Annotated in this window: 17 protein-coding genes, 1 tRNA gene and 1 pseudogene; 7 read left to right on the top strand and 12 right to left on the bottom strand. The window is 44.0% G+C overall.

Features of this window, described 5'->3' with window-relative positions; all coding sequences use genetic code 11:
* Nucleotides 1-66 precede the first annotated feature (66 nt).
* The 4 genes and pseudogenes from EO93_RS16685 (at nucleotide 67) to EO93_RS01835 (ending at nucleotide 8,169) form a co-directional block, all read left to right on the top strand.
* Nucleotides 67-1,163, top strand: a pseudogene (locus EO93_RS16685) (IS630 family transposase).
* 326 nt (nucleotides 1,164-1,489) lie between these two features.
* Entirely contained in the window at nucleotides 1,490-4,348 is a 2,859-nt protein-coding gene (locus tag EO93_RS01845; RefSeq protein WP_048160862.1) for a cation-transporting P-type ATPase, read from the top strand.
* 400 nt (nucleotides 4,349-4,748) lie between these two features.
* Nucleotides 4,749-7,832 carry a response regulator gene (locus EO93_RS01840; RefSeq protein ID WP_048160861.1) on the top strand — a complete coding sequence of 1,028 codons (3,084 nt, stop codon included), beginning with the start codon at nucleotides 4,749-4,751 and terminating at the stop codon, nucleotides 7,830-7,832.
* Nucleotides 7,804-8,169 (top strand): response regulator, encoded by a 366-nt coding sequence (locus tag EO93_RS01835; RefSeq protein WP_048131625.1) that lies wholly within the window; start codon nucleotides 7,804-7,806, stop codon nucleotides 8,167-8,169. Before EO93_RS01840 ends, EO93_RS01835 begins: the two co-directional genes overlap by 29 nt.
* A 373-nt stretch (nucleotides 8,170-8,542) precedes the next feature.
* On the opposite strand, the gene EO93_RS01830 is transcribed toward EO93_RS01835, so the two are convergent.
* The 9 genes from EO93_RS01830 to EO93_RS01790 form a co-directional block, all read right to left on the bottom strand.
* Nucleotides 8,543-9,328, bottom strand: coding sequence for a winged helix-turn-helix domain-containing protein (locus EO93_RS01830; RefSeq protein ID WP_048160860.1), 786 nt, complete (start codon nucleotides 9,326-9,328; stop codon nucleotides 8,543-8,545).
* Nucleotides 9,329-9,760: 432 nt separating this feature from the next.
* Entirely contained in the window at nucleotides 9,761-10,702 is a 942-nt protein-coding gene (locus EO93_RS01825; protein WP_235284072.1) for a class I SAM-dependent methyltransferase, read from the bottom strand.
* 166 nt (nucleotides 10,703-10,868) lie between these two features.
* Nucleotides 10,869-11,381 (bottom strand): NADH-quinone oxidoreductase subunit B family protein, encoded by a 513-nt coding sequence (locus EO93_RS01820; protein ID WP_048131623.1) that lies wholly within the window; start codon nucleotides 11,379-11,381, stop codon nucleotides 10,869-10,871.
* 34 nt (nucleotides 11,382-11,415) lie between these two features.
* Nucleotides 11,416-13,053, bottom strand: a complete 1,638-nt coding sequence (locus EO93_RS01815; RefSeq protein ID WP_048160859.1) for an NADH-quinone oxidoreductase subunit C — start codon at nucleotides 13,051-13,053, stop codon at nucleotides 11,416-11,418.
* A 12-nt stretch (nucleotides 13,054-13,065) separates the two neighbouring features.
* Nucleotides 13,066-14,616 (bottom strand): proton-conducting transporter membrane subunit, encoded by a 1,551-nt coding sequence (locus EO93_RS01810; RefSeq protein WP_048131619.1) that lies wholly within the window; start codon nucleotides 14,614-14,616, stop codon nucleotides 13,066-13,068.
* A complete protein-coding gene (locus EO93_RS01805) occupies nucleotides 14,613-15,299 on the bottom strand; it encodes a hydrogenase subunit (protein WP_048131618.1) in 687 nt (228 codons plus the stop codon). The genes EO93_RS01810 and EO93_RS01805 overlap by 4 nt, the downstream gene beginning before the upstream one ends.
* The gene (locus EO93_RS01800; RefSeq protein WP_048160857.1) at nucleotides 15,296-16,237 is read right to left on the bottom strand and encodes a respiratory chain complex I subunit 1 family protein; all 942 of its coding nucleotides are present in this window, start codon (nucleotides 16,235-16,237) and stop codon (nucleotides 15,296-15,298) included. The genes EO93_RS01805 and EO93_RS01800 overlap by 4 nt, the downstream gene beginning before the upstream one ends.
* A complete protein-coding gene (locus tag EO93_RS01795) occupies nucleotides 16,234-18,174 on the bottom strand; it encodes a proton-conducting transporter membrane subunit (RefSeq protein ID WP_235284071.1) in 1,941 nt (646 codons plus the stop codon). Before EO93_RS01795 ends, EO93_RS01800 begins: the two co-directional genes overlap by 4 nt.
* A gap of 825 nt (nucleotides 18,175-18,999) precedes the next feature.
* Nucleotides 19,000-19,671: a dihydrofolate reductase family protein gene (locus tag EO93_RS01790; protein WP_048131615.1), complete on the bottom strand. Its 672-nt coding sequence runs from the start codon at nucleotides 19,669-19,671 to the stop codon at nucleotides 19,000-19,002.
* Between the two features lie 68 nt (nucleotides 19,672-19,739).
* Here EO93_RS01790 and EO93_RS01785 point away from each other — a divergent pair, with 68 nt between their 5' ends.
* Both EO93_RS01785 and EO93_RS01780 read left to right on the top strand, forming a co-directional pair.
* Complete coding sequence (locus EO93_RS01785; RefSeq protein ID WP_048160853.1) at nucleotides 19,740-20,651, top strand: ABC transporter ATP-binding protein; 912 nt, start codon at nucleotides 19,740-19,742, stop codon at nucleotides 20,649-20,651.
* Entirely contained in the window at nucleotides 20,644-21,897 is a 1,254-nt protein-coding gene (locus EO93_RS01780) for an ABC transporter permease (protein WP_235284070.1), read from the top strand. Before EO93_RS01785 ends, EO93_RS01780 begins: the two co-directional genes overlap by 8 nt.
* A gap of 925 nt (nucleotides 21,898-22,822) precedes the next feature.
* On the opposite strand, the gene EO93_RS01775 is transcribed toward EO93_RS01780, so the two are convergent.
* A complete protein-coding gene (locus EO93_RS01775; protein WP_048160849.1) occupies nucleotides 22,823-24,394 on the bottom strand; it encodes a PAS domain-containing protein in 1,572 nt (523 codons plus the stop codon).
* Between the two features lie 385 nt (nucleotides 24,395-24,779).
* Here EO93_RS01775 and EO93_RS01770 point away from each other — a divergent pair, with 385 nt between their 5' ends.
* Nucleotides 24,780-25,571: a flavodoxin family protein gene (locus tag EO93_RS01770; RefSeq protein ID WP_048160846.1), complete on the top strand. Its 792-nt coding sequence runs from the start codon at nucleotides 24,780-24,782 to the stop codon at nucleotides 25,569-25,571.
* A 50-nt stretch (nucleotides 25,572-25,621) separates the two neighbouring features.
* Here EO93_RS01770 and EO93_RS01765 read toward each other — a convergent pair.
* Nucleotides 25,622-25,694: transfer RNA gene (locus EO93_RS01765), tRNA-Gln, on the bottom strand.
* A 750-nt stretch (nucleotides 25,695-26,444) separates the two neighbouring features.
* Nucleotides 26,445-26,666 (bottom strand): hypothetical protein, encoded by a 222-nt coding sequence (locus tag EO93_RS17160; RefSeq protein ID WP_156161202.1) that lies wholly within the window; start codon nucleotides 26,664-26,666, stop codon nucleotides 26,445-26,447.
* Nucleotides 26,667-26,869 lie beyond the last annotated feature (203 nt).

The raw sequence follows: 26,869 nt of genomic DNA, 5'->3' as shown, positions 1-26,869 counted from the left end.
TAGTGTCGTGGCAACTTAATTTTGAGTCCTATTTATAAGCTTTGAATCCCATCTGTATCTTCATTCATGGCAAAAATAAAACTTGAAGAAGATGAAGTGCAGTACCTCATAGACTTTGTTAAAAAGGGACAGAAAAGTGCACGGGAACTAACAAGAGCACGAATCCTGTTACTTGCCAACAAGAATAAAAAGAACACCGAGATCGTAGAAATATTGAATGTTGGTAGGAATACTGTTGGACGAATCAAGAAAAGGTACTTGGATGAAGGCCTCCAAAGCGCTCTTGAGGATAAAACAAGAACCGGTCAACCTATAAAATACACCGAAAAACACGCTGCTGAAATCATAGCGCAAGCATGTACCACACCTCCTGATGGAAGAAAAAAGTGGACGCTTGTACTGCTTACTGAAGAACTGAAGATGAGAGAAGGGTTTGAAACAATAAATAAGGAGAGCATCCGGCTTATTCTAAAAAAAGCAAAACTAAACCTTGGTTAAGACGGATGTGGTGCATTCAAACGATAAATGCTGAATATAGAGAAAGAATGTACAACATTCTCAATCTCTATGAAGAAAAATATGACCCGAAAAAACCTCTCATCTGCCTTGACGAGAAACCAAAACAACTTCTTGGAGATAAGAGGAAGGCCATTCCAATGAAACCTGGAAGTCCAGAAAAATATGATTACGAATATGTCAGGAATGGGACAGCAAATGTATTCGTGGCAGTAGAGTTTAAAGCAGGAAAAAGGGTGACTCAAGTCACCCAAAGAAGAACTATGAAGGATTTTGCACAATTCGTGAAAATTCTCGTTACCGAAAACTATTCTGAAGCTGAAGTCATCCGGCTGGTTACGGATAATCTCAATATCCACAAAGAAAAGTCATTCTACGAAACATTCAGCGAAGAGGAAGCAAAAAAGATTCTGGACAAGATAGAATTCCATTACACGCCAAAACATGCAAGTTGGCTTAATGCCGCAGAAATAGAGATCAATGTGATGGATATCGAATGTACAGACAGAAGGATTGGAGATATGGAAACACTTACTCATGAAGTGGGTGCATGGACAAAGAAAAGAAATGAACATGAAAATAAGATCAACTGGAAGTTTACGAGAAAAGTTGCTGATGAGAAAATGTCTAAATATTATGCACCATAATTAAGTTTCTAAGACACTAGCCTCTCAATCGAGTTAGGATACGAATATTTTTTTTAGTTAACAAATTATAAAAGCTAATTGCCGAGAATTTTTTTTTGCCTTTTTTTTAATAAATCATGTAATAAATTTTAACTATATTATCCAGGTTCTTATTTCTTCCAATCCTTTTCCATCCTCTATCTTCTACTATCCGGTTCTGTAATCGGTAAAAGCTCTATTAAATACCAGCCTCGGATAATTGATTATTCTGGATTTTTGAAGTAATTCGGCAGATTCGTAACGTTAAGTTTCTTATTCTCGCGTCACATTGAACTATAGGGGATTCGATGGAAAAGGAATTGGCTGGAAATAAAAATAGGGTATGCTCTCCGCTGGGTGATGAACATCTTATTTCTCTTCCAGAATTTCTAAAAAGGTTCGAAACGGACGAAAACGGGCTCAATGAACAGGAAGCTACACGAAGGCTTCAGGAATGCGGGCCAAATATCCTCGAAGAAGCAGGAAAGGAAAGCATACTTAAGAGATACGTCCGTCAGTTCCGAAATTTTTTCGCTGTCCTGCTGACTGTAGGAGCGCTCCTCTCTTTTCTTGGCGAGTACCTTGATCCCGGGCAGGGAAATATCTATATAGGGGTTGCTCTTTTCGCAGTCGTTCTCCTTAACGGGACTTTCACGTTTGTGCAGGAGTATCAGGCTGCAAAGACAATGGAAAGCTTCCGGCAGCTTCTACCTCCTCATGCAAAGGTCTTCAGGGATGGAAAAGTAAGGGATGTCCTGGCTTCAGAACTTGTGGCAGGGGATGTCGTCCTTATTGAAGAGGGGGATAAGGTTCCTGCAGATGGGCGTCTGATTGAAACCAATTCCCTGAAAGTGGACAATTCAACCCTGACCGGGGAGTCAGAGCCGCAGTTGCGTTCTCTTGAATGCACTAATTCGAATCTGCTGGAATGCCGGAATATGGTTTTTTCCGGAACTCTCGTACAGAGCGGGAACGGTAAAGCCGTTATTTTCGGGACCGGACAGGATACCCAGATCGGAAGCCTCGCAACGCTTACAGAGCAGACATTATCCGTGGACACCCCTATCCGAAAAGAACTCAACCATTTCATAAAGATTATTTCAGCAATTGCGATTTTCCTTGGAATTACCTTTTTCCTGCTCGCATTCTTTCTCCAGAATATTTTTCTCGCAAGCCTTATCTTTGCCATAGGAATCATTGTTGCCAATGTTCCTGAAGGGCTTTTGCCCACAGTTACGCTTGCCCTCAGCCTTGCTTCCCGAAGAATGGCCTCCCGGAATGCCCTTATAAAACAGCTTGAGTCTGTGGAAACCCTGGGCTCGACTACTGTGATTTGTACGGACAAAACCGGGACCCTTACTCAGAACAGGATGGCAGTAAATTCTCTTATCGTAGGGTTTGAAACTCTGGAGCCGGAAAAACCTTCCCTTTCTCAAGAAGGCTCTGCAGGGCAGGATGCAGAAGATGGTACAAAAAAAGGTCTTGCGGAGAAAGGTACTGACTCAGGTGCAAGAGGAGTTCCTGTTACAGGAAATCCCGTGTGGAATCCGGAAAAGATTCCTCCGATTTTTATAAGGGTTGCAGGGCTCTGCAATAACGCGAAACTTTACGACTCGCCTCCCGGATACACTGGCGACCCGACAGAAGGTGCGCTTCTTGTTTTTGCGAACAGTTTCGTAGATGTAAAAAATGTAAAAGAACTCCAGCAAGAGTATCCGAGGCTGGAGGAGTTTCCTTTCGATTCCCTTACCCGGCGCATGGAAGTTGTCTGCCGCACTCCCGAAGGCAAACTTGAGGTATACCTTAAAGGCGCTCCGGAAGTGGTTGTGGAAATGTGCGGGTCAGTTATGGAGTCCGGAGAAATCCGAAAACTGGATGAAGCCGGGCAAAAAGAGCTTCTGGAAAGGCACCTGAGGCTGGCAGAAAAAGGCGAAAGGATAATTGCCCTTGCGTTCAGGCAGGCAGAAGCACAGAACGAGTATACCGGAGATTTTATTTTTCTGGGTTTCATCGGGATTGTAGACCCACCGCGCCCTGAAGCCAGAGAAGCTATTGCGAAATGTCATGCTGCCGGGATTAAGGTTGTCATGATCACAGGTGACCACCCGGTTACCGCAGAGTCAATTGCCAGGGATGTAGGACTTGCGGTATCCGGAAAACCTGAGATTATTACCGGAGATGAGCTGAAATCCCTCTCCCGTACAGAGCTTGCTTCCCGGCTCAAAAACCCGAGTATTGTTTTTGCCCGAACCTCTCCTGTACAGAAGTTGAAAATAGTACAGCTCTTCCAGGCAGAAGGAGAGATCGTTACCATGACCGGAGACGGGGTAAACGATGCTCCTGCTATCAAGAATGCCGATATGGGGGTCGCTATGGGCAGCGGCACGGATGTGGCTCGCGAAGCCGCAGACATGGTGCTTCTGGACGACAATTTTGCTACGATAGTAAATGCTGTAGAAGAGGGCAGAACCGTCTTTGATAACATAAAAAAGTTTATTGTTTACATCCTTACAAGCAATATCCCCGAGATCCTGCCCTTCATAGCTTTTGTTCTCCTTTCTATTCCCCTTCCTATGACTGTCCAGCTTATCCTGGCAATCGACCTGGGGACTGATATCCTTCCTGCCATTACTCTGGGGGTGGAAAAAGGAGAGGGAGATATTATGAAGAGGCCTCCCCGACCAAGGAATGAAAAGTTATTAACTCCCCAGGTGCTTTTGACATCCTATGGAGTAAAAGGGCCTATAGAGGCTGCTGCAGGTTTCTTCTGTTATTTTGCCGTACTTTTTGATGGGGGCTGGAGTTTCGGTGAGCAGCTTGCAAACACTAATCCCCTTTATATGCAGGCAATAACCGCTTTCTTCTCCGCCGTGATCATTTGCCAGATCGCTAATGTGTTTGCTTCAAGAACCCGGTTTCAGTCTGTCTTCTCAATGGGACTGTTCAGCAACCGCCCGGTTCTCCTGGGAATTGCAAGCGAACTCCTGATTCTTGCCCTCATTATCTGGAATCCATTTGCTAACCTTATCTTCAACACCGCTCCAATTGATCTCAGGTACATGCTACTCGCCGTTCCTTTTGCGGTTTTCCTCCTGGGGATCGATGAACTGAGGAAATATCTCCTGAGAAATAATGTGAACTGGGCAGCTAGATTCTTTAAATGGTGATCCGGTCACTTCCGAGGATAAATTACTCTGAACTCAAAATGGCTGGAAGGGTATTTTGAAAGGTAGGCTGGAAGAGAAAGCTGACATGCTGGAAAAAAAGCTGACATGCCGGAAAAGAAAGCTGATACATAACTTATGAGATAGTGTGATAGTAAATTATGTGACAATTAACACTTTTGGCAAGTTCTGTTTTTGCTTCTTATTTAATATATTTTTTTATAAAATATACCATATATCCGTTTTTTTGATAATAAAGCCTTATTATCCCCTTTAAATATTAACTCTGGATAAACTTTTATACTATGTATGTGGAGTATTTTATATATTTACCATCCCAAGTCTATCTGCTACAATTATTTTTTAACCCCCTATTCTGTTTCAACCCAGCCGAGTTCATAATATGAATGTAAGTAGAAAAATTTTTGTTATTATCTATATCATTTTTGCCCTCCTTACTTCGCTCGTCATTTTTGCATCTCAGAATATCCTCTACTCGAGTTTTTCCGACCTGGAGGAGAAAGAGGCAATTGGCACCGTGGAAAATATACATAATGTAATTGATTTCCAGATCATACAACTGGATGAGACAAACTCTGCCCTTTCTTCAAGGGAAGACATCAGGGCTTTTATGCTAAGTGAGAATCAAGAAGATCTTGGCAGAACTGTGCTCACTGATCTTTTTACCCTGAGCGGATACGACTTCATTTTTTTTGTCAATAGTTCAGGGGACATCATATACTCTCAGGTTTCGGATTCAATAAACGCTGGTAATGCTTCCAATGACTCAATAATTCCCGAAATCAACCACAAAATAAATGCTGGAAGCCTTCTCTGCAGGGGAGAAACGAGCTCTTTAAATGGGATGCTCCTTCTGAAAAACGGACCTGCAATTGTTTCCTGCCGCCCCGTATCTGCTGCATACGATAACAGGGAAATAATCGGCACAATAATCCTGGGGATGAATCTGGATTCCAGTTTCGTCGAGTCCATCCAGAAAATTACAGGAAATCCGGTTTTGCTTTACAGTCCCGACAGCGTGCCTCCTGATTTCCAGCAAGCCTTTTTCGAAAATGGAAACGAGAGTTTCACACATATTGTAGAGGGGAACAGGTTAGCAGGTTATTATATCCACGAAGACCTTTACGGAAATCCAACCGTCATGGTTCGGGCGGATGCTGACAGGAACATCTATGCAGAAGGCAGGAAGTCTCTTAAGTATATCGTACTCTTCCTCCTGTTTTCAGGTCTCATGGTCGGAGCAGTCTGTAAGTTCCTTCTTGACAGGGAGGTAGTATCCAGAATTGTCGCCATTGATAACTTTGTAGAAAAAGTGGGTAAGGACGAAAGTTTCTCAGCACATTGTATTATGAACGGGGATGATGAGCTCTCAAGGTTAACTGAAGGAATAAACCGGATGCTTGACCGGCTGAAAATAAATTCTGATAAATCTAAAGCTCAGGAACACGAGAAGAGGGTTATTCTTAACTCTCTCAGCGAACTCGTGATCTTTATGGATATTGAGCTGAGAATCGTCTGGGCAAACAGGGCTTCTCTGGACCATGCAGGTCTTAAGCTTGAAAACATTATTGGGCACAGATATGAGGAATTTTCTCCAATGTCCGATGCTGTTTCCGGAGAATCTTTTGCACAAAAAGCGCTTGAATCCGGAAATGAGGAGTTCGGAGAGGTAGTTACTCCGGACGGAAAAGTCTGGATGATCCGTGCAAATCTGATAAAGGATAATAACGGAAGAGTAACCGGAGTCCTGCAAACAGGGCTCGATATTACAGCATACAAACGTTCTGAAGAGAAGCTCCTTCAGGCAAAACTGGAAGCTGAGGCTGCCAGCTGTACAAAGAGTGAGTTCCTTGCCAATATGAGCCATGAACTGCGGACACCTCTGAATTCCATCATTGGTTTTTCAGACATACTGCTTGAGAGGGTTTTTGGGGAACTCAACGGAAAACAGCTGAGATATGTTAATAACATCTCTACCAGCGGAAAACATCTTCTGGGACTTATAAATGACATTCTTGACCTCTCAAAAGTAGAAGCCGGAAAAATGGAGCTGCATTACAGTGAGTTTTCGATTGAATCGGTTTTCGAAGAGGTGAAGGCTACTCTTTCTCCTCTTACCCAGGTAAAATCTCTTGAAATAAGCTTTAAGGTAGAATCGGATTTTGCAGATATTCAAGCCGACAAAAACCGTTTTATTCAGATTCTTTACAATCTTGTAAGCAATGCGGTCAAGTTTACCCCGGAAGGAGGCAAGGTATCTGTCCACTGTATAAAAAGCGGAAACCGAGCTATTTTTTCTGTAAAGGACACAGGGATTGGTATTTCTTCTGAAGACCAGAAAAAACTTTTCCAGCCCTTTACTCAGATCGATGCATCATCCGCCAAGCAGTACTGCGGGACAGGGCTTGGGCTTGCTCTCGTGAAGAAAATTGTACATCTACACCAGGGAGATATCTGGGTTGAAAGTGAACTTAAGAAAGGCAGTACTTTTATGTTTATAATTCCGCTCACCAAACCGCCTGAGTCCCGAAAAGCCGATACCAGGGAAATTGACGATTTAATGCTTGAGTTTGAAATGAATAAAGCAGCTACCTTTTCCGTGAAAGAGGGTGTAGAAGACCTTCTGGACGAAATCGAGCTTCCTGAGATCCTTCTTCCTGAAAAGAGTATTGGAGCGCAGAATCTTGTTCTCGTAGTTGATGACGAGAGGAATTCCAATGAGCTGATTTCAGTTGTTCTCAGGGAAGACGGGTACAGTACAGCCTCTCTATATAGAGGAAAAGATGTTTTAAACGTTGCAAAGAAACTGAAACCTTATGTTATCACGCTAGACGTTTTCCTTCCTGATACTAACGGCTGGGGTGTCCTGAGACAGCTGAAGAGCGACCCTGAGACAGCCCGCATTCCCATACTTATTATTTCAGTGACAGATAATAACGAGCTGGGAATTGCCTTTGGGGCAACTTATTCCTTTACAAAGCCAGTAAAAAGAATCGAACTGCTGGATTCCTTAAGAGAGATCACAGGTAAGTTAAGGTTCGAAGAGCCAAGGATTCTTATCATTGACGACGATGATAATGCAGTGGAACTGCTGAGTTCAATGATTGAACCCGAAGGCTTTGAGGTAGTAAAGGCTTATAGTGGGCAGGAAGGTCTGGAAAGCCTCTTTTCCGAGCAGCAGCCAGATATTCTTATCCTCGATCTGCTGATGCCGGGAATAAGCGGATTTGAGGTAATTTCCCGTATGAGAGCAGATGAGAAGACAAAAGACATTCCTTTAATTGTATGTACCGCAGGAGAGTTTACTGAGAAGAATATTGAAGAACTGAACGGTGAACTTAAGGAGCGTCTTATTTCTATTCTTAAAAAGGGTACATTCGGAAGAAAAGAGTTAATTAATAGGATAAAACAATTAGCTATGCTGAAGAGGCGTGAAGATGAAAGAAATTCTTATTGTCGAAGATAACCCCATGAACATGGAACTGATCCTGGACCTCCTTGAGTTTTACGGCCACCGTGTCACAGAAGCCGAGGACGGGATAAAGGCTCTTGAACGCCTTGCTGAGAAAAAGTTCGATCTTATCCTCCTCGATATGCAACTTCCTAAAATGGATGGGCTTGAGGTTATGGACAGGATCAAAAAGAACCCTGCTATTGCAGATATTCCAGTGATAGCTGTCACAGCCCATGCTATGAAGGGAAGTGAAGAACACTTTATCGAAATGGGATGCGTGGATTATATCTCAAAACCCATAGATATCCACAGGTTCAGGTCCCTTATCGATAAGTATCTGGGAGACTAAAGAGAGGACACAGAACTGCAAGCTCAAAATATATCTTTAATTATATAAATTTTATATGTTTTAAAAAATTGGTAATATATCAAAAAATATCACAAACACGCTGGTAATTAGAAGTTTTGAAATCTGAGACGGGATTTACAATCTAAAGTAATCTAAAGAGATTTACTGTCTGGAAAGCAGAGGACATCAGGAAAAGTAAGCTAACATTGGAAAACTATTGTAGCCGGAAAGATATTTTTTCTATTTCGAGCTGAGGTATTTTTCCTAATCCCATTTCCAGTCCAGATTCGATTTTCGTCTCTATCCGGCTTCAGTCTTATGTTTCAAAAAGATGCTACTTCTGTCTTAAACAGACCCTATTACCAGTGAAAAATTATATTTTCTCCAGGCGTCTGGACATCTCTTTATAATATATAAAGAGCTCTTCGCACCATTTAAGTGCGCTTTCATCGAAGCTCATCAACCGCTGATGGTCAAATTTTCCTTTTTTATCAAAGAGTACAAGAGAGCAGAAACGTTCTGTTACGACGTCTTTAAGTGTTACATTTTTGTCACAGATATAGACTTCCGTATTCTTTGATTCTACAAGAGTCTTCAGGTCTTCAAAATAATCCTTTTTCATTCTATCAAAGACCGGTTCTGTCAGGACAAGGCATATTTCTGCTTCTTTTCTTACGAGCTCTGAATAAATTTCAATATGGAGGGGATTGAAATATGAAAGAAACATTTTTATGTGTTTCGACTCAAGAAGATTCTTCTTGAAGTCTTCTGGGACTTCGAAAAGCCGGTTAAGATCGGCTTCAAGCATGAAGTAATTTCCGAGTTCATTAATCCTATTAAGAAGATGCTCAGGAATTGCGGTAAAATCATGGTTAATCCAGTAATCGTAGTTTTCCTCGAAAACCCTGACCGTATCAAGCAGAGGCTCCATCTTCTCAACAACTATTTCCCCCATATCCGTGAGACTGTAGGCATTGTTTTCATCCAGCACGATCAGACGCCCTTCCTTTAATTTCTTGATCTGGGGCATAATTGAAGTCGAGGTAACGTTAAGGGCTGTTTTTATTTCGTCGCCTGTCTTGGGCCCTTCTTCCAGAAGGAGCAATAAATCTTTCCTTTTTTCAGATAGGAACGCCAGGTCAATAAGTGATATTTTCATTTTACTCCATCTCCCCTAGAAGCTTCTCAAGTATGCCGGAGTGTTTCTCCTTCATTTCTTTTCAGGAAGCAACCTTCATTGGCAAAAGTCCTTTTTTCTCCCAGAAGAAAATAGTGAGGGGGACTTAGTGCAACACTCATGCGCTACTTTTCAGTTGATTCCTTATATTTTTTTCCAAAAAGCACTTACTTTCCTAAAGTTAAGCTCTTTTTCTTTGCTATTTTCCTTACCCTTTGCTATTTCCCTTACTCTTTGCCTTTTTTTCCTTTTTCTTTGCTATTTTCCTTACTCTTTGCCTTTTTTCCTTTTTCTTTGCTATTTTCCTTACTCTTCACCTTTTTTTCCTTTTTCTCTGCCTTTTTCACTTCCTATTTTTCTTCTCCCTCGTCTCTTTGCCTTTTTTATTTTCGGTCTGTCTTTCTAATCCTTTTCTCATTCCTTTATTCCGGTAGCAAGGACGTAACCCACATATTTTGAGGTTGACTTTTTTCGGAGCAGGATTTTTTTGCCTTCTCCCAGTCGGTTGAACCGGTACCGGATCGTTCTGCTGAACAGGTAATATTTTCCCATTTTCAAAATCAGCTCTGCAAAGTACCTGGAAAATTTCCAGCTTCTGCCCATCCCCTCCATAAGGGCTTTTACTTCTCCAGGGCCTGGAGAAGGCCTGAACTTCCGGACATTTACATCTTTGAGCCCCCCTTCCTCAAGTCCCTTTTTCCATTCTTCCGGCGTGGAGAGGGAAAAGGGAAGCCCTGTTATTTCCCTGAATACTTTTTCTGCATAAGCGATTTCTTCAGCGGCTTTCTGGGGAATCCTCTCCTCTTTGTACATTTCGTTGATTCCCACGTAGCCCTCCGGTTTCAGGACCCGCGCGAATTCTTTGAAGGCCCTGCCCCTGTCCAGGAACTGGGACACAAACTCGGTTATCACGGCGTCAAAAGTCCCGGCTTCGAAGGGCAGGGCATAAGCGTCCCCGACCCTGAATTTCACCCTCTCCGAAACTCCCTGCCTTCTGGCCCGCTCTTTTGCCTTCTCAATGGAAAGTTCTGCAATATCAATTCCCACCACCTCACAGCCGATTTTTCTGGCAAGGAAACAGGCAGAAAAGCCGGTTCCACAGCCTACCATCAGGACTTTTTTCGTCCTGTCAATCCGGCATAACTCTGCAAGTTTTTTGGTGGACACAAGGCCGCCTGTATGATAATAGGGTACTCCCAGGTAACTCATAAAATCGTAGTAGCCAAGAGCTTCGGCTTCTTTAACTGAAAGCCACTTCTTGGCGGCAGATACTTCTTTTTCTGTTTGTGCATCTGGATTTCCCGAACTTTCAGACATGCGTTCTCCCTTTGAGATTACTCCTTTCTGGGAGTTCACTTTTTCCTCTGTATTCTTCCGGTTTCCTGAGGTTCTCAGGTATATTTTTTTCCCGAAATTGAGAGACTCGCAGTCCGATGAGGGAGGACTAAAAAGTAAGTTTTAACACTAAAAAAGAAGTCTCCTCTGCCCGAAGCAGAAGGAGTTCCACGATTATTGGATGCTTTTATTTGGAGGCGTTTTTTACAAGGGCAAAAATCCCTTTCAGGATTTCTTTCGGAGAAGGTGGGTTTCCGGGAATCTTCATATCCACAGGCAGGATTTTATCAACCCCGCCGAGTACGGCGTAAGAACCCTTATAGATCCCGCCGTCACAGGCATCGTCTCCCACTGCTACCACAAATTTTGGGGAGGGCATGGCTTCATAGGTTTTTTTCACGGCTTCAGCCATGTTAAGGGTAACTGCTCCCGTAACCATCAGGACGTCAGCGTGTCTCGGGGAAGCAACAAAAGAGATCCCAAACCTCTCAACATCATAATGAGGGTTTCCGAGGTTTGAGATTTCAATCTCTGTGGAATTGTCACTGCCTGAATCCAGTTCGCGGATGGCAAGGCTGTGCCCGAAAACTTTCGGGATCTCTTTTTTGATTTCTGCTCCAAGGGCTTCCAATTCTTCATCCCGGAATTCAAAGGTCTCCGTAACCTTGGGACGGAGAAAGAGGGAAAGAGGGTTTACCATAATTATACCTCGTGTTTCCTGAGTTTTTGTATATTCAAAGGTCGGTTCCTGCATAGGAGAGGTTAAGGCTCTTGTTGATCAGGGGAAAGTCGGGAACAATATTTCCGAGTACTGCATGTTCTATAACTTGCCAGTTACAGAAAGATGCCGTTCTTACCTTATAACGGTCAACAAGCCCGTTTTTCATGTAGACCCAGTGCAGGTTCTGTCCCCTTGGGGCTTCTACAAGGGCAAGGGAATATCCTGTAGCTCCAGGGCAATTTGCTTCTCTTAGATTATGCCCGGCGTATCCGGCGTATCCGGTACTTTCAGCAAATATGGGGCCCTGTGGAAGTTTTTCTGCGAGGCGCAGGATCAGGTCCGCAGATGCACGGACCTCATTGGCTTTTACCTCAAAGCGGGAAAATACATCCCCTATTTTCCTTACTGAAAGTTCCGGAGCAAAGTCTTTATAGGCTCCATAGGGCCTGTCGAGCCGGGTGTCGGCAGGACAGCCTGAAGCTCTGGCAAGAGGGCCTGTAAGGTTAAGCGGAGAGACAAGTTCCTTTTTTATCACGCCTGTCGTTGCAAACCTGTCAATAAGTGAAGATGAAGACATTGCCCTCTCGAAAGCAGTTTCAAATGCCCTGGAAAACTTTTCCAGGAAGGCAGGAAGGTCGTTCAGGAGTGAATCGGGGATGTCCTTTTTCAACCCTCCGGGAATGGTAATTCCGCGCAGGAACCTTGAGCCTGTCAGTTTTTCGTTCTGCCTGAATGCCTCTTCCCTCAGTATTAAAAAGGGGCTTGCCACAAGAGAAAAGCCTACATCTACAGCCATTCCAGCAAGGTCTCCGAGCAGGGAATAAACGCGTTCGAGCTCAAGCATTATTGCCCGCAGGCGTTCTGCCCTTTCAGGTACTTTTATTCCGCAGACCTGCTCTACTGCCATACAGAACCCTGTTGCATTTGCCATACTTTCGTCCCCGCTCACTGCTTCGGCAAGAGCGACGCATTCTGAGGGGCTTTTTCCTTCAGCCAGTTTCTCTATTCCCCTGTGCTTGTAAAACAGCCGGATTTCCAGGCTGAATATAGGCTCTCCTATCACGCTGAACCTGAAATGCCCCGGCTCGATTATTCCGGCATGCACAGGCCCGACAGGGATCTGGTATACACCTTCGCCTTTAACCTGCCTGAACCTGTACTCTTTTCGGGGGAATTCAGAGGGGCGGATAGGCCCGTTTTTGAAGGTTTTTAGTAGAGGGTGGAAGTCTTCAGGGTAGCACTCGTGCAGGAAAAGCCTTCTGGTATCAAGGGCACCGGCAAAGTCCAGCCCGAAACCATCTCTTATTTCCCGCTCAAACCAGGAAGCTGAGGGGAAGGTTCCTGCAACCGAGGGAACCTTTTTTTCTTTTTCTGCCTCCCGGACAAGTACAAGGGCAGGTGCCCTTCCTGCCTGTTTGAAAACATAAAAGAGGGTAAAGCCGCCCTTTTTTTCAAAGGCTTCTGCGCAAAAAAGCCCGATAAGGCTGAACTTCCTTTCCGCAAGCGCAAGAGCTGCATCTTCAAACCCGGTTTCCGAAAGCCTCAGGTATATTTCGTTTTCACGGGCATTGAGCAGTTCGGGCTCTTCTTCTACAATGCCCGAAATTATTGAAAGCAATTCCGCTGTATCTTTATTCATTTTGATATCCATATTTACCGCCCCTTAAACATACCCGAGTTCAAGAATTATCGCATCAAGCAGATCCCTTAGTGAATCAGGGAAATAAAAGCCAAGGGCAAGGGCAAGAGCCAGCATGAAGATCGTTGGGACCTTCATTCCATTCTTTACCATATATTGACCCGGAAGCCTGCTTTTCTCATATACTGCTTTTCCTGTGGAGAGTTCCTTTGCGTTTCCTCCTGTTCCCGCAGGAGTCCTGGGTATGTGCCTGTGCTCCTCTTTTTCGTTTTCTTCTTCTACAGTCACCTTTGAGAAGGCTTTCAACAGGAAGTTTGCAAAGGATGCAGCTGCAAGGATGAGCATGAGCAGCACTGCAAGGGTCATGTAGGGAGAAACTGCCGCACTTTCCAGCAGGATGAAAAATTTTGCCGGGAAGAGAGGAAAAGGCGGCATTCCTACTATTGCAATGCTCCCAAGGATCAGGCACCAGGCTGCCATGGGCTGGAGTTTGAAGACATCCTTCATATTTTCACGCATATTGCTTCTGTATTGCCTGTGCAGAATGCCTGCGGAAAACAGCAGAGTTTCCTTTACCAGGATATGGACGAGCATGTAATAAAGAGTCCAGAAAAGGGCAATAGGCGTCCCGATCCCTATTCCTATGAGGAGAAGGCCCATATGCTCGACACTTGAGAAGGCTATCAGCCTCTTTAAATTCCTCTGCTGGAACATGCTGAATGAAGCGAGAGCAATTGAGAAAACCCCTGCTGCAATCAGGATAGAAGACGCCTGTGGGGCGGCACTGCTCTCTCTAAGCAGGGCATACATCCTGATAATTCCGTAGATTCCCAGATTCTGCATTAAACCTGACAGAATTGCACTTACCGAAGGTGCCCTTGCATAGGCGTCCGGGAGCCAGGTGTGGAAAGGAGCTACCCCTGCTTTTGCCCCGAAGCCTATGAACGTGAATGTAAAGCTTGCAAGGAGAAGGGCAGGGGAAAACTCAGAGGCATGAAGTGCCAGTACTGTCCAGTTGAGGGTGCCCTCTCCGAGGGTCTGTTCCGAGAGGGTGAAGAGGAAAACCAGCCCGAGGAAAGCAAAGAGCATGGCTCCGGAGACTATGAAGACGTACTTTAAGGCTGCATCGATATTCTCCCTTGCTGACAGAATTGCAACAAGCATGGCAGCGCAGACCGTTGTGAGTTCTGCAAAGATCCAGAAAAGCGCCAGGTTATCCGAAAAGAGCGCAACAGTGGATGTAACAAGCAGGAGATTGAAGGCAAGGTAGAAGGTCTTCAGGTTTTTAGGGTCAAGTTCTCCCGCTTCCATAAGGCTGTCAGTATACCCTCTGGCATAGAAGGCTGCTGCGGAAAATCCCAGGGCCGTTATTAGTTCCACATAAAGGTTAAGGTGGTCAAGATAGAGAGATTCTCCGAGCCTTCCTGGCAGGTCAAGCATGAGCAGAGCTGTGCAGCTCATGACAAGGTGCAGCAGGCCGTTTCCTGCGGCAAGCGCATTCATGAGTCGGTGGGACTTTGGAATAAGACCAAGTGCCAGGAATATCCCCATTACTAACAGGTAATACCGGATCACAGGGATTCCACTCCTGTCCAGATCTGCAGTTTTCGGAATTTCTGCCTGTATTCTTCAATGCTCGAGTCCATCCCCACAGCCAGAATAGTGGTCAGCATGACCAGGATAATAAGGTCGATTATAATCAGGACTTCGATGATAAAGGGAAGCTCCGTAACAAAAAGCCCGAACATCAGGACCCCATTTTCCATGCTTAGGTAGCCAAGCGCTTTTGTGATTACCTTTTTTCTGCTGAACATCACAAGCATGCCCATCAGGGTCAGGGAAAGGCCTATCACAGCCCCGAAGAAGAAGAGCCTCGAGAGGGGCAGTCCTTCGAAGACCCTTGAAAGGAACGTATAGGAGAGGAGGATAAGGCCTATGCTCAGCAGAAGAGAGGGAGTAGGCTCCAGATACGCAAAGTGAAGGTCTCTTCCGATTTTGATTTTCTCTTCTATTCTGGAGATGAAGTAAGGAATCAGAATTACCTTGCTTGCCAGGGTCAGGCCTGCCAGCAGCAGAAGCTGACCTTTCCCGTCTATCATGTAGAGGAGAAATGAGACTGCAGCTAGCAGGAAAGATTGGATTGTGTATGTGGTAAGGACTGAACTCAGGTTGCGGGTTGAGATGATCAGCCCTGCACTGATAAGGACAAAGACGAAAAGGACCTTTATTATGCCTTCAAGGAAGAGCGGGTCAATCATGCAAACACCTCGATAAGGATGGTAAGGGCTGAAAAGAAAAATGCCATCACGTAAAATGCAGGAAGCCTGAAGAGCCTCATCTTTGCAAGGGCTGATTCAAAGAGCCCGATTATTATTGCAAGCAGTCCTGCTTTCAGGAGGAAGAGAAGGGCCGAGACCGCAATTTTTCCGGCATCTATCTCAGTACTGAGCCCTACTGGAAGAATTGTGTTAATCAATATCCCCATAAGCAGGAACTGTTTAAGAGCATGGGCAAGTTCAAGCAGGGCAAGATTCTTTCCTGTCTGTTCAAGGATCATTGCCTCATTAATCATGGTAAGTTCAAGGTGAGTTGCCGGGTTATCCACAGGGAGCCTGCCGGTCTCCACGATCAGGATAATGAAGAGCGAGATTGAGACCAGGACAAGGGTCGGGCTAATGGGAAGGACCGTGCCTGCAGTAAGTGCGAACATATGGTGCAGATTGAGGCTTTTCAGAACAAAAGCCAGAGCTGCAAAAGCAACTACCATCGTTGGTTCGATCACGGCTGCAAGGCTCATTGACCTTGAACTGCCCATGCCTCCGAAAGCACTTCCTGCGTCAAGTCCGCCAAGGGCAGTAAAGAACCTTTCAAGTGCAAGAAGGTACAGGAAGACAATGATATTCCCCAGCCCTCCTGCAGGTTCCGGTACAAAGACCAGAGGTACGAAAAGGGAACAAACTAGCAGAGTCGAAAGGTTGAGGTATGGGGTAAACCGCATGACCCAGGAGGAGGTAGGGGAATAGACCGCTTCCTTCTTCATGAGTTTTCTTAAATCGTAATAAACCTGAAAAAGCCTCGGGCCCTTTCTTCCCTGGGCGTATGCCTTTACCTTCCGGATCAGAGCCATGTATAGAGGGGCTGCCAGCAGGGCAAAAAGCGGATTTAAGAGGGCAAAGAGCAGGAACGACGTGTTCATACAAGGCCTCCGGTTGCTATAATCAATGCAATTACTGCCAGAAAGGCGTAAAGGACGTAACTGTCAAGTTTTCCGTTCTGCAGGCTTGAAACATATTTTGAAAAACTCTCGATTGCCTGCGCAGGAGGGATGTAAAGGTACTCTTCAAAGAAGCGAAGAAGGCGGATTTCCACGTTCCCGTTTTTAAAGAGGCTTTCCTGTTTGTCGAGGTACTCAGCTTTGTGCACAATCTTTGTCCTGTAAATGTTTTTGAAGATCATTACAAGAGGCTCGGAAAAGCCTGCAGAGCTGTATTCCATGTAAGGGGCAAGGGTCGGACTTCCGCATCCCCAGGTTTCGCTAATCCTGGCAGGGCTCGTTTCTTTTGAACGGATTATCAGGAAAAGGGCTGCGTATATTAACCCAAGCAGAAGCCCCAGCAAAAGCAGGTCCGGGAACTCAATCTCCCAGCCTGCAAGAGAAAGGAGCTGCTTTGAGAAAAGCCCTGCAAGTATGCAGAGAGCTGCCGGCACTGCGGATCCTATCAGCATGGGTTTCTGGACTTCTACAGCAAGGCGGCTCTTTTCCGAACGCGGCATGGCAAGACAGGTGATCCCGAAAAGTTTTACGAAAAGAGCAGCTGCCAGCGCTCCGGTAAGGGCAAAGCTTGAGAGAGCAGTTATCAGAAATACGGTGAGAAGGGGGTCAGTTACGGCAAACGACTGGAAGAAAGCCTGGTAGAGCAGGAGTTCACCAGCAAAACCGTTTGTTGGGGGCAGGGCTGCAATCGAGACTGAACCTATCATGAAAAGGGCTGAGGTTACAGGCATCGTTTTTACAAGGCCTCCAAAGGCTTCGATATTCCTTGTGCCTGTAGCATGGACTATCGAGCCTGCACAGAGGAAGAGCAGGCTTTTGAAGAGAGCATGGTTAAAGGCATGGAAGCAGGCTCCTGCAAGGCTTAACAGGGCGAGGGATTCAAGCCCTTCAACTTTGAATATAACATACAGCCCTATTCCCGTGAAAATGATTCCTATGTTTTCAATGCTGCTGTAGGCAAGGAGCCTTTTTATGTCGTTTTCCTTAAGGGCATAAATTACCCCAAAGAGGGCTGAAAGGCTGCCTACTGTAAGGATGAGTACTCCCCACCAGAGTTCAGGTGTGAAGACAGAGAGCAGGAAACGCAGGAAGCCATAGACTGCAACCTTCAGCATGACTCCGGACATCAGTGCCGAGACACTTGATGGGGCTGCAGGGTGAGCATAGGGAAGCCATTTGTGGAAAGGAACAAGTCCTGCCTTGACCCCGAAACCTATAAAAAGGGAGAGGAAGGGGAGAGCCAGCTCGCTTGCAGAGTATTCAAGCGGTCCGAACTCGGCCGAGCCTGTCAACTTGAAGAGGCTTATGAAGCCCACGAAAAGAAACGCCGTGCTGATGTTGGTCATCACGAAGTAGAAAAAGCCTGCTTTTTTATTTTCCTCAGAGGAATAGTCGTGAAGCACAAGCAGGAGAGATGAAAGGGACATTATTTCCCAGAAAATAAGGAAGATGACCATATTGCCTGCAAGTACAACCATAAGCATGGCAAGGATGAAGAGATTTGTAAGGGCTGCCTGCAGGTTTTTTCCGGCTTCGCTTTTAGCGTGTTCTACATATTCTACCGAATATATTGAAACACCGGGCACGACTGCTGCAATTAGCAGGATAAATCCGGCTGAGAGCCGGTCTGCAGCAAGGGTAAAATCCAGGCCCGGAAGATATCTAATGGCTGGAAATACAGGCTCTTTTCCAGTGTAGAGGATCGCGCCTGCAAAACCCAGAAGCAGGATTGATGAGATCAGAGAAAGGCCAAAAGAAGTCTTTCTTGTGTTTTTACTGCGGTACAGGAGAGGGAGGACAGTTCCGGATATAAGGGCGGCAATTGCACCGTACACTAAGGCTTCGAGCAATGTATTCACTCCTCAAACCGAGATTCGGCAGCTATAAGAAAAGCTGAAAACAGTTTATCAGTCCGGGTAGAGAGTTCTGGCTTTCCAGATCCCATCCCGCTTAAAGCAAGACTTTCGAAACTATCCTCTGTATATGAGATGATAGGGTTAGTTTTGTAATTCGTATTGAGATTCCACCGTAAATTTCATCCGGGTTTACTCTCCCCGGAAACGTTTCTGCCTAATACTTCCTAATATTATATAGATTTACATTATAAAGTTTATTGAACTGATTGATAATTATTATTCATGACATATATTTTCGCTACAGGGAAAGAATCAGGGGCTTTAACACAATAAAATAATTTATTTTTTTGTATCTCAAGAGGGAATTCCTGATATCTAACTCTTATCACAGGAGGATTGGAATAATCAGAACTATAATAATCTTACGCAGCCTATTCCGCTCTCAACAGAATTACTTTTAAGTTCAAAACTCTACCTGGATATTTCATATGTCAAAAACATCCCAAAGTACAGCACATTATTGCCGTATCTGCAACATAGTCAAAACTATCGTCCGTTGCCTACAAAAAAGTACAGAATATAGAAAGGCGCAAAGCAGTTTCAATAGACTAATTTTTAATCCGTGGACGCATGGATTGGTATGACTACTCTCAAATCTGTTTCTTTCAGTAACCTTTCAGTGGTAATGATGTTGGTTCTTATTCCTTTCTTATTTTTTTCTTATTCTTTTCTTATTCTTTTCTAATTCTTTTCTTATTCCTTTCTTATTCCTTTCTTATTCTTTTCTAATTCTTTTCTAATTTTTTTCCAATTCTTTTCTTATCCCTTTTATTCTTTTAAAACCCTGTACACCAGATGCACATACTTCTTTTCCACAATTTCATTTCTTACAAGTTCGAGTTGAATCCCGCTTTTCTCAATGCCTCTGAAAAGATTTGTCCCGGGTTTTCCCACAATCTCCGGAGTCAAGACCAGGCTGATTTCCTCAACGAGCCCCTGTTCGAGCAGAATGCTGTTCAGTATTCCTCCGCTGTCCGAGACTACAAGCTTAAAACCATACCGTTCATTTGCAATTTCAAGTGCTTGCTTGACATCCACGCGTTCTGCTCCTGCCCGGATAAAGTCGTAGTTCCTTTCCTTTAGGTAATTGATGTAAGGCTCAGGAGTTTTCTCCGATACAAGGACGATCACATCTTTACTGTACTCGGAACGCCTGAAAACGTGCATCAGCCCTTCAAGAATTCCCCGGGAATCAGCGATCATCCAGTATGCCCGGGTGTCGTTAGGCTGAATTTCAGGTTTCTTGAAGTCCAATTCATCTTCCGGAGGGACTTTTTCGCAAAAAAATTGTGTTCCCGCCTTTGCGGTGTTTGAGCCGACTATCATGGCATCAGGCTCGTAATTGCCCAGGATTCCATAGTGAACATCAAGGTTTGCCGTAAAGCCGGTAGTTGAGCCGTCGAGACTTATGGTGTTGTGTATGACCAGTCTGGGTAGCATATTGTCACCTATTCCCCCAAATTAAACATCCAATAAAGTTATTCTATATTGGAATATATTTAATCTGGATGCATACTCTGGAATTTGAAGGCGTATCAAAGTCTTTCACAGAAAAAAATGTTATCAGAGACATCTCTTTTTCAGTCGAACAGGGTGAGATCTTCGGGCTGCTGGGACCAAACGGGGCTGGAAAAACCACCCTTTTAAGGCTGCTTCTTGATATTATAAAACCGGATTCGGGAGAAATCCGGGTCTTTGGGGGTTTTCTGGGTCCTGCTGCAAAAGATAGGATCGGCTATCTTCCTGAAGAAAGGGGGCTGTACAGGAAAACAAAGCTTCTGGATATGCTTGTCTATCTCGCACAGCTTAAAAACATCCCTAAGAAAGAGGCACAGGCGAATGCAGAGTCTCTTCTGAAATCCCTGGACCTGTACGAACACAGGGGGAAAAGGGTAGAAGAGCTTTCAAAAGGAATGCAGCAAAAAATTCAGTTCCTTTCTGCTGTCATTCATGAACCCGAACTTGTCATTCTTGACGAGCCTTTCTCAGGGCTTGATCCCGTGAGCACGAAAGCTATCAAAGACAAAATTATCGGGTACAGGAATGCGGGCAGGACTGTTATCCTCTCCACGCATATGATGGAACAGGCGCAGAAGCTCTGCGACAGGATCCTTATGCTGAATAAAGGTGAGCGAGTGCTTTACGGCACCGTTGCAGGGATACGAAAGGAGCACGGGAAGAACTCTCTGCTTGTGGAGTTCGCTGAAAAAAGGAGTTTGAGCATTATTCCAGAAATTCCAGGCATCAGAAAAATTACAGAGCATGACGGGTCAGTTGAGATCTTTCCTGAGGAAGGCATAAGCGCACAGGCAGTTCTTCAGGAGCTTGTACGGAGAGCTGATATCCTGCGGTTTGAGCAGGCTTTTCCTTCCCTGAACGAGATTTTTATTGAGACTGTGGAGAGTGCTTCTGGTGAGTAATTTTTCCGGAAAAACCTTTATTGTTGCCAAGCATGAGTTCCTGAAAACCGTAAGGCGTAAAGAGTTTCTCTTCATGACCTTTGCTTTTCCTCTTCTCCTTGCCGGAATCGCTATTATTCCCTCTCTGCTTGCCGGCACCACTCTTGCCGAAGATCAGAGGGTAGGCTATATTGACATGACCGGTTCCTTCGATTTTCCGGAATCATTAACCCATGAAGGTTTCTCTATGGGGCCGCTGGGAGCAAAGCCCTCAACTATAGAGTTTGTAAGGTACGAAGAGGACTCTGAAGCCAGGGAAGCCCTGCAGTCAGGGCAGATTTCTTCCTATCTTATAGTCCCTGCAGATTTCCTTGAGACCGGTGTGATCGAACTTTATGCCTCCGAAAAGGGAATGTCAGTTCCGGGGGCTGAACTCTCGTCTGAACTTTCAAATATCGCGATCAATTCTCTCCTGAAAGACCGGGTGGATGAACCCGTGCTCGAGCGAGTCAAAGATCCGATTAACCTTAATATGTATAATATAGGGGATAATGGAGAATCTTCAGAGCAGGGCATAGCCGAGATCCTTGCCAGCGTTGGTCTGCCTTTTCTTATGGCCTTTCTCCTCTTTTTCAGTATTTTTTCGGCATCAGGCTATCTCCTTCGTGGGGTTGCTGAAGAAAAGGAAAACCGAATTATGGAGGTTCTTCTTTCTTCCGTAACCCCTTCTGAGCTTCTTACTGGCAAAGTAGTGGGGCTTGGAGCAGTCGGCCTCCTGCAGATTGTCGTGTGGCTCTCAGTAATCTTTCTGGGAGGTGGCTATGCCCTTCCGGTAGATCTCGAGCCAATGCTCCTTTTTATTGCCCTTATCTATTTCCTGCTCGGCTTTCTCTTCTTTGCCAGCATGATGGCAGGAGTCGGGGCAGTAACCGGTTCTCTTCAGGAGAGCCAGCAGGTAGCAGGAATTTTCACATTTGTAGCTGCATTTCCTCTTATATTCATGCAGGTGATCCTTACAAGCCCCGACAGCCCGCTTGCAGTTTTTCTGTCCCTATTTCCTTTCACCTCTCCTGCATCCATGCTTGCAAGGATTGGGGCTTCGGAAGTTCCTTTCTACCAGATCGCAGCGAGTTTCTTTATCCTTTTTTTTTCAATTCATGTAGTAATCTTGATTTCGAGCCGGTTGTTCAGGGTTTACCTGCTCATGTACGGAAAAAGGCCTGGTGTAAAGGAAATCCTGAAAAATATTCGAGCAGGGGGACGGTGAAGGAAAGAAAACACGATATCCGTTGATTTATATCCGGGATTTGAGGCAGATTAAGTTACCTTGTCTCAGGTATACAAGGGCGATTGATTCGTAAATATAGGGACTGCGTAAATAAACACAACTTCTATCGCCAGCATTTTATAATATCACTTACATATATATGATTGGTTCATGAGGGATTACTGTAGAATGGAGCAAATTCAGGACAGCCTCAAAACTGATCCAGTAATATACTTCATGACACAGGATACTGTAAATGGAGTAAAAGCAGGACAGCCTCAAAACTGATCCGGTAATATTCTACTTCATGATGCAGGATAAACCTTGTGAACCACCTAACTGCCTTTTTTTACTCAACGGTCTTTTTTATATCCTACTTTTCATTGAACAAGCATGTTCAACCTGTTTTTGCCACCTCACTATAGTTGTTTTTAGAGCAACTGGTCAAGCCATAGCTTGTAGAGATCATTGCCGTGGACATGATGTTATTTGATTTGTAAAAAAGAAGACTGGTTAAATAATCAATAGTTCTATCGCTATCAATTTATAATATTGCGTATATATTTACAAATGGTCCATAAGGCCATACTGTAATATGAAGGGCATAAAGGGCAGACGTACAAACTGTCCCAGAAATAAATTATTAATAGCAGATATGGTCTTATGGGCCACTTTAAAAGGCTTTTCTAGTTTTGCGGTAGATGCCGATAATATAAAATCGATGTGACTTTTTGTAGTTCAGGAGATTTAAGGTATCTCCTGAAGAAAAAATGATGTTTTAATTCCTGTAACAAGTCTCTTCTGTAGTTCAAGTCCCTTCTGTAGTTCAAATCCCTTCTGTAGTTCAAATCCCCCGGGTAAGATAAGATTTCTTAAGATTCGAGAAATAAAGGAGAAAACCAGTGGACCTTAGTTTGAGAGCGGTTTATGATAGGTCCGCCTGGATACAGACCGGAGCGATATGGTTTACCGCCTGGAGAGCGATGCTTTCAAGGAAGTTACGGATACTCCAGGGAATCTTATCCAGAGTATGGGAGGCAAAATTCAAGCTGCCTACGATTTCGTTACTATACTTAAGAGGAATTATCGCGACTGCTGTAATTCCTTCTTCCCTTACCGCTTCAGCCATATTTTCGGAGTAAAAATCCAGCGAGTAAATGGGCTTTTCGATCCAGATCTGTTTTGCCTCATTTGATTCTGCCTTATATCTTGAAACCTTTTCTTTGAATTCGGGTGAAATTCCCCTGGATGCAACAAGATTTATCTGGTCCATAAGTTCGTCCTTAATATATACGCCCCCGGCATCCAGTCCGTTTATCTGCAGGCAGGCATCAAGTACCAGGTCAAGAATGGTATGGAGATTCCAGGTAGTATTAAGGTTCATTCCCAGTTCCCGCTGGATTTCAAGCATTTTCTGGGCTTCTTTTCGTTCGGTAATATCTACAACAAGGCCCTGAAGATGTGTTGCTTTGCCTTCTTTGTCCCTCTGGATAAAGGTTTTCTCATCCACCCAGAGCATTTTTCCGTCTCCTGTAAAAATCCTGTATTCAATATCAAAAGAATCCCGGCTTTCTGCGATGTTGCGTTTAAGGGTTTCAATAACCGTGCCAATGTCATCCCTGTGAATTATACTCCCGTAAGCCACTTTCCCTGATGTGAAATCTTCTACAGTGTAACCGAATTGGGTCACGTTTTCTGAAACGTATTCTGTCGGCAGGTTTTCTTTGTTTTCCCATAAATATGCCACTGCCTGGCTGTTGTTGATTATGGTTCTCAACAGCTTCTGCATTTCAAAAGATTTCCTGAGGGCTTCTTCATTCTCTTTCCGTTCGGTTATATCGAGGACAAGCCCTTGCAAGTGGGTTATCTCTCCGTCTTCATTCCGCTGGATAAATGTCCTTTCGTTGACCCAGCGCAGGTCTCCGGCTTTTGTGAATATTCTGTACTCCGCATTGAAGTCAACTTCACCTTTTCGGATACGCTGTTCAAACATCTCTTCAACTTTTTTCTGGTCATCAGGGTGGATGATGTCCCCATAAAGGATATTGCCGGAAATAAAGTCCTCCACCGTGTACCCAAACTGGATGACGTTTTCCGACACAAATTCGGATGGCCATTTTTCCTCCTTTCTCCACAGGAAAACAACTGCAGGGCTATTGTTTACTACGGTCCGGATTATTTCCTGCATCTTAAGGGCAGATAATAGGTCCACAATTCCTATTGCTGCAATTACCTCCCCATCTGCCGAGAAGATCGGGCAAACAGCCACGCTTCTGCCCAGGTAAGTGCCCTCCTTCGGAACTCCCCTTATGGTTTTTCCGGTCCTGAGCACCTCTTCGAGTACAGGTCCTGTATAGTCCCTGTCAATTATTTCCCCTTTTTCCAGGCGAAGCCCCCTTTGCTTGAGGCTGCGAATGGTTGTAGGAAGCCCTATAAGGGAGTGTACTGCCACTGCTATTGACTCAAGTTCTTCAGGTCCTGCATCTTCAGATATCACAGAAGTAATTCTTTCACCCCCAGGAAAGATTCTGACATTTTATAACTAAAGGTAGAAACATTTCAACCGGAAAAATATCGTGCTGAAAATCAGTATCCGGCCTTTTATACTATATTTTCAGAGAATATATAGTCGTTCTTTGTTTTTACCGGATATCAAACACATAGATATTCCTGTATTAATTATGAAATCCCTGTATTAGTTATGACCTCCGAACAATTACGATTAATGTTGATCTCTGTGAAGAGATCAGTTAAAATACCCTGTGTACGATGGCTCTCAGCTGAATCAATAAGGATATGCTTGGACTCGTTTCGTAGATATTCTTGAGGTTGAATATTTTATCTAACTATTTTTATACTACTCGGATGAATATATTCAAGTCATGAAAATTCTGGTTATCATGGGAAGTCCGCGAAAAGGTAATACTTATCGGGCGGCAAAAAAAATAGAAGAGTTCATGCAGTTAATGGGTAGTGTTGAGTTCGAGTATCTGATGCTCAAAGATGCAAATTTATCTCAATGTCGTGGCTGCTTTGTCTGTTTTACAGAGGGAGAGAATCATTGTCCATGCAAAGACGATGCCCCAATTATTGAGCAGAAAATGCATGCCGCCGATGGGGTAATCTTTGCTACGCCTGTATATGGTATGAATGTTTCCGCACTCATGAAAACCTTCATCGATCGTTTCTCTTATATTTTTCATCGCCCGCGTTTTTTCGATAAAAAAGCCCTTCTTCTCTCCACTGCCGGAGCACTGGGTCTTAAGGAGGTTCTCGATTACCTGAAACTGGTAGCTGGGGTATGGGGTTTTGAGGTCTCTTCCCGTGCTGGCATAGTAACTCCTCCAGGACCAGTTTCCAAAAAGAAGGAACAGGAGAATAACCGGAAACTTGAGAAAGCTGCATCTATTTTTTATAATTCCCTTCAGAAAGAGCGGCACCCTCCAGGCCTCCGGGATATATTCATTTTTCGTGCCCAGAAAGCAAGTTTTGGTGAACCTGACCAGAGTTCCCCTGTTGATTATACATACTGGAAAGAAAAAGGTTGGCTTAGTCCGGAAGCAAAATATTACGTGAATGTACCGGTTAATCCTGTTTACAACGCTATCGGCTGGATGGCTGAAAAGGTGCTAAGAAGAAAAATTCGAACGGAACTGGCTGAAACACGAAAATAAATTCTTTCTTATGATACATCTTTTGACTTAAGACCAGATGAATATTTTAATAGTCCTGAGCGGATTTGAACCGCTGTCCCGGGCTCCAAAGGCCCGAAGGATTGACCACTACCCTACAGGACTGCGCATGTAAGCTTTTACTTATAGCTTAATTCATGTACTTAATTTTTGTGCCTTATTGGGACTTTTTTGCGGTATTTTCAGGTCAAATATTCATTTATATAAAAATTCGTATGCCGGCTTTGAAACTTTTTACATGATAATATTTTTTGTTTGAAATGAATTTTTTGTATAATTAATTTAAAGTAATTTACATTATTACTATATAATGGAGCTGGAAGAGATAGGGATGACCGAATAGAATTATTAGCGGATTGTTTAAGAATCGCCCGGAGTTACAAGTTCCTGCTCTGGCAGTTGTTGATGGGAACATATTTTCAGAGCTACTGTGTTGGGGGACACAGTAAGGGATGAGGGTGACACCGGGCGTCTTCTTCTTTCAGTATCTATTTGTTTTGAGTGCTTTTGAATTTGTTTATATTAATTTTTGATCGATTTCGATCTGTTTTTGCTGTATTCTCAATATTCTTTTGCTCTTCTATGAGCACTCTTGCTGAATCTTTCTGGTTAAAAATTAGAATTGGCACAAAATTTATGCTGGTTTTGAAACTTTTAGTATAACAATATAATTTGTTACAGAACAATTTTTGATATAATTAATTTAAAATAATTTACGCCATTAGTATATACTGGAGTTGGGAAGTGACATTGGTTAATCTACCGACATAATCTACCACCTGAAGACTCGCCCGGGGGTCGCTGATCCTTTCTTCGAATTAATATGCTTGGGGGAGCATATGATATTCGGAGAGGCTATGTTGGGGGACACGGCGAACGGATGTAGTGCCTCTGGGCTTCTCTTATACTGTTTTTCCTTACTCCATCTTTTCTCTTCTGTTTTATTTTTTTTCTTTCTCTATTTCTTTCTCTATTTCCTTCTCTATTTCTTTCTCTATTTCTTTCTCTATTTCTTTCTCTATTTCTTTCTCTATTTTCTTCTCTATTTCCTTCTCTATTTTTCCGATTTCTATCCATTTTTTTGAATATGGCTTTTGAGACTTACATTCATAAAATATATTTTTTACAGGTCAAAAGGGTAAAAGACCTGGCACCGAAATGCCTTCCAGGTTGATAGTTTAAGTAACAGGCGCCTGCAGACCACAGTTATCTTTTTGGCAGTTGGCAGTTGAGCTTTTACACTTAAATCCTTATATTGCTTTGAATTTTTTAACGTTAAA

This window comes from Methanosarcina sp. 1.H.A.2.2, from assembly GCF_000979975.1.
In the GTDB taxonomy this organism is placed as follows: Archaea; Halobacteriota; Methanosarcinia; order Methanosarcinales; family Methanosarcinaceae; genus Methanosarcina.
The sequence above is the reverse complement of the archived record's forward strand: the minus strand, read 5'-3'. Positions and strand labels throughout refer to the sequence as shown.

What these genes read in the sequence shown, in the direction of transcription:
- EO93_RS01845 (WP_048160862.1), top strand. Translation starts at nt 1,490, where the DNA reads ATGGAAAAGGAATTGGCTGGAAATAAAAATAGGGTATGCTCTCCGCTG.
- EO93_RS01840 (WP_048160861.1), top strand. Translation starts at nt 4,749, where the DNA reads ATGAATGTAAGTAGAAAAATTTTTGTTATTATCTATATCATTTTTGCC.
- EO93_RS01835 (WP_048131625.1), top strand. Translation starts at nt 7,804, where the DNA reads ATGAAAGAAATTCTTATTGTCGAAGATAACCCCATGAACATGGAACTG.
- EO93_RS01830 (WP_048160860.1), bottom strand. Translation starts at nt 9,328, where the DNA reads ATGAAAATATCACTTATTGACCTGGCGTTCCTATCTGAAAAAAGGAAA.
- EO93_RS01820 (WP_048131623.1), bottom strand. Translation starts at nt 11,381, where the DNA reads ATGGTAAACCCTCTTTCCCTCTTTCTCCGTCCCAAGGTTACGGAGACC.
- EO93_RS01815 (WP_048160859.1), bottom strand. Translation starts at nt 13,053, where the DNA reads ATGGATATCAAAATGAATAAAGATACAGCGGAATTGCTTTCAATAATT.
- EO93_RS01805 (WP_048131618.1), bottom strand. Translation starts at nt 15,299, where the DNA reads ATGATTGACCCGCTCTTCCTTGAAGGCATAATAAAGGTCCTTTTCGTC.
- EO93_RS01800 (WP_048160857.1), bottom strand. Translation starts at nt 16,237, where the DNA reads ATGAACACGTCGTTCCTGCTCTTTGCCCTCTTAAATCCGCTTTTTGCC.
- EO93_RS01790 (WP_048131615.1), bottom strand. Translation starts at nt 19,671, where the DNA reads ATGCTACCCAGACTGGTCATACACAACACCATAAGTCTCGACGGCTCA.
- EO93_RS01785 (WP_048160853.1), top strand. Translation starts at nt 19,740, where the DNA reads ATGCATACTCTGGAATTTGAAGGCGTATCAAAGTCTTTCACAGAAAAA.
- EO93_RS01770 (WP_048160846.1), top strand. Translation starts at nt 24,780, where the DNA reads ATGAAAATTCTGGTTATCATGGGAAGTCCGCGAAAAGGTAATACTTAT.
- EO93_RS17160 (WP_156161202.1), bottom strand. Translation starts at nt 26,666, where the DNA reads ATGGATAGAAATCGGAAAAATAGAGAAGGAAATAGAGAAGAAAATAGA.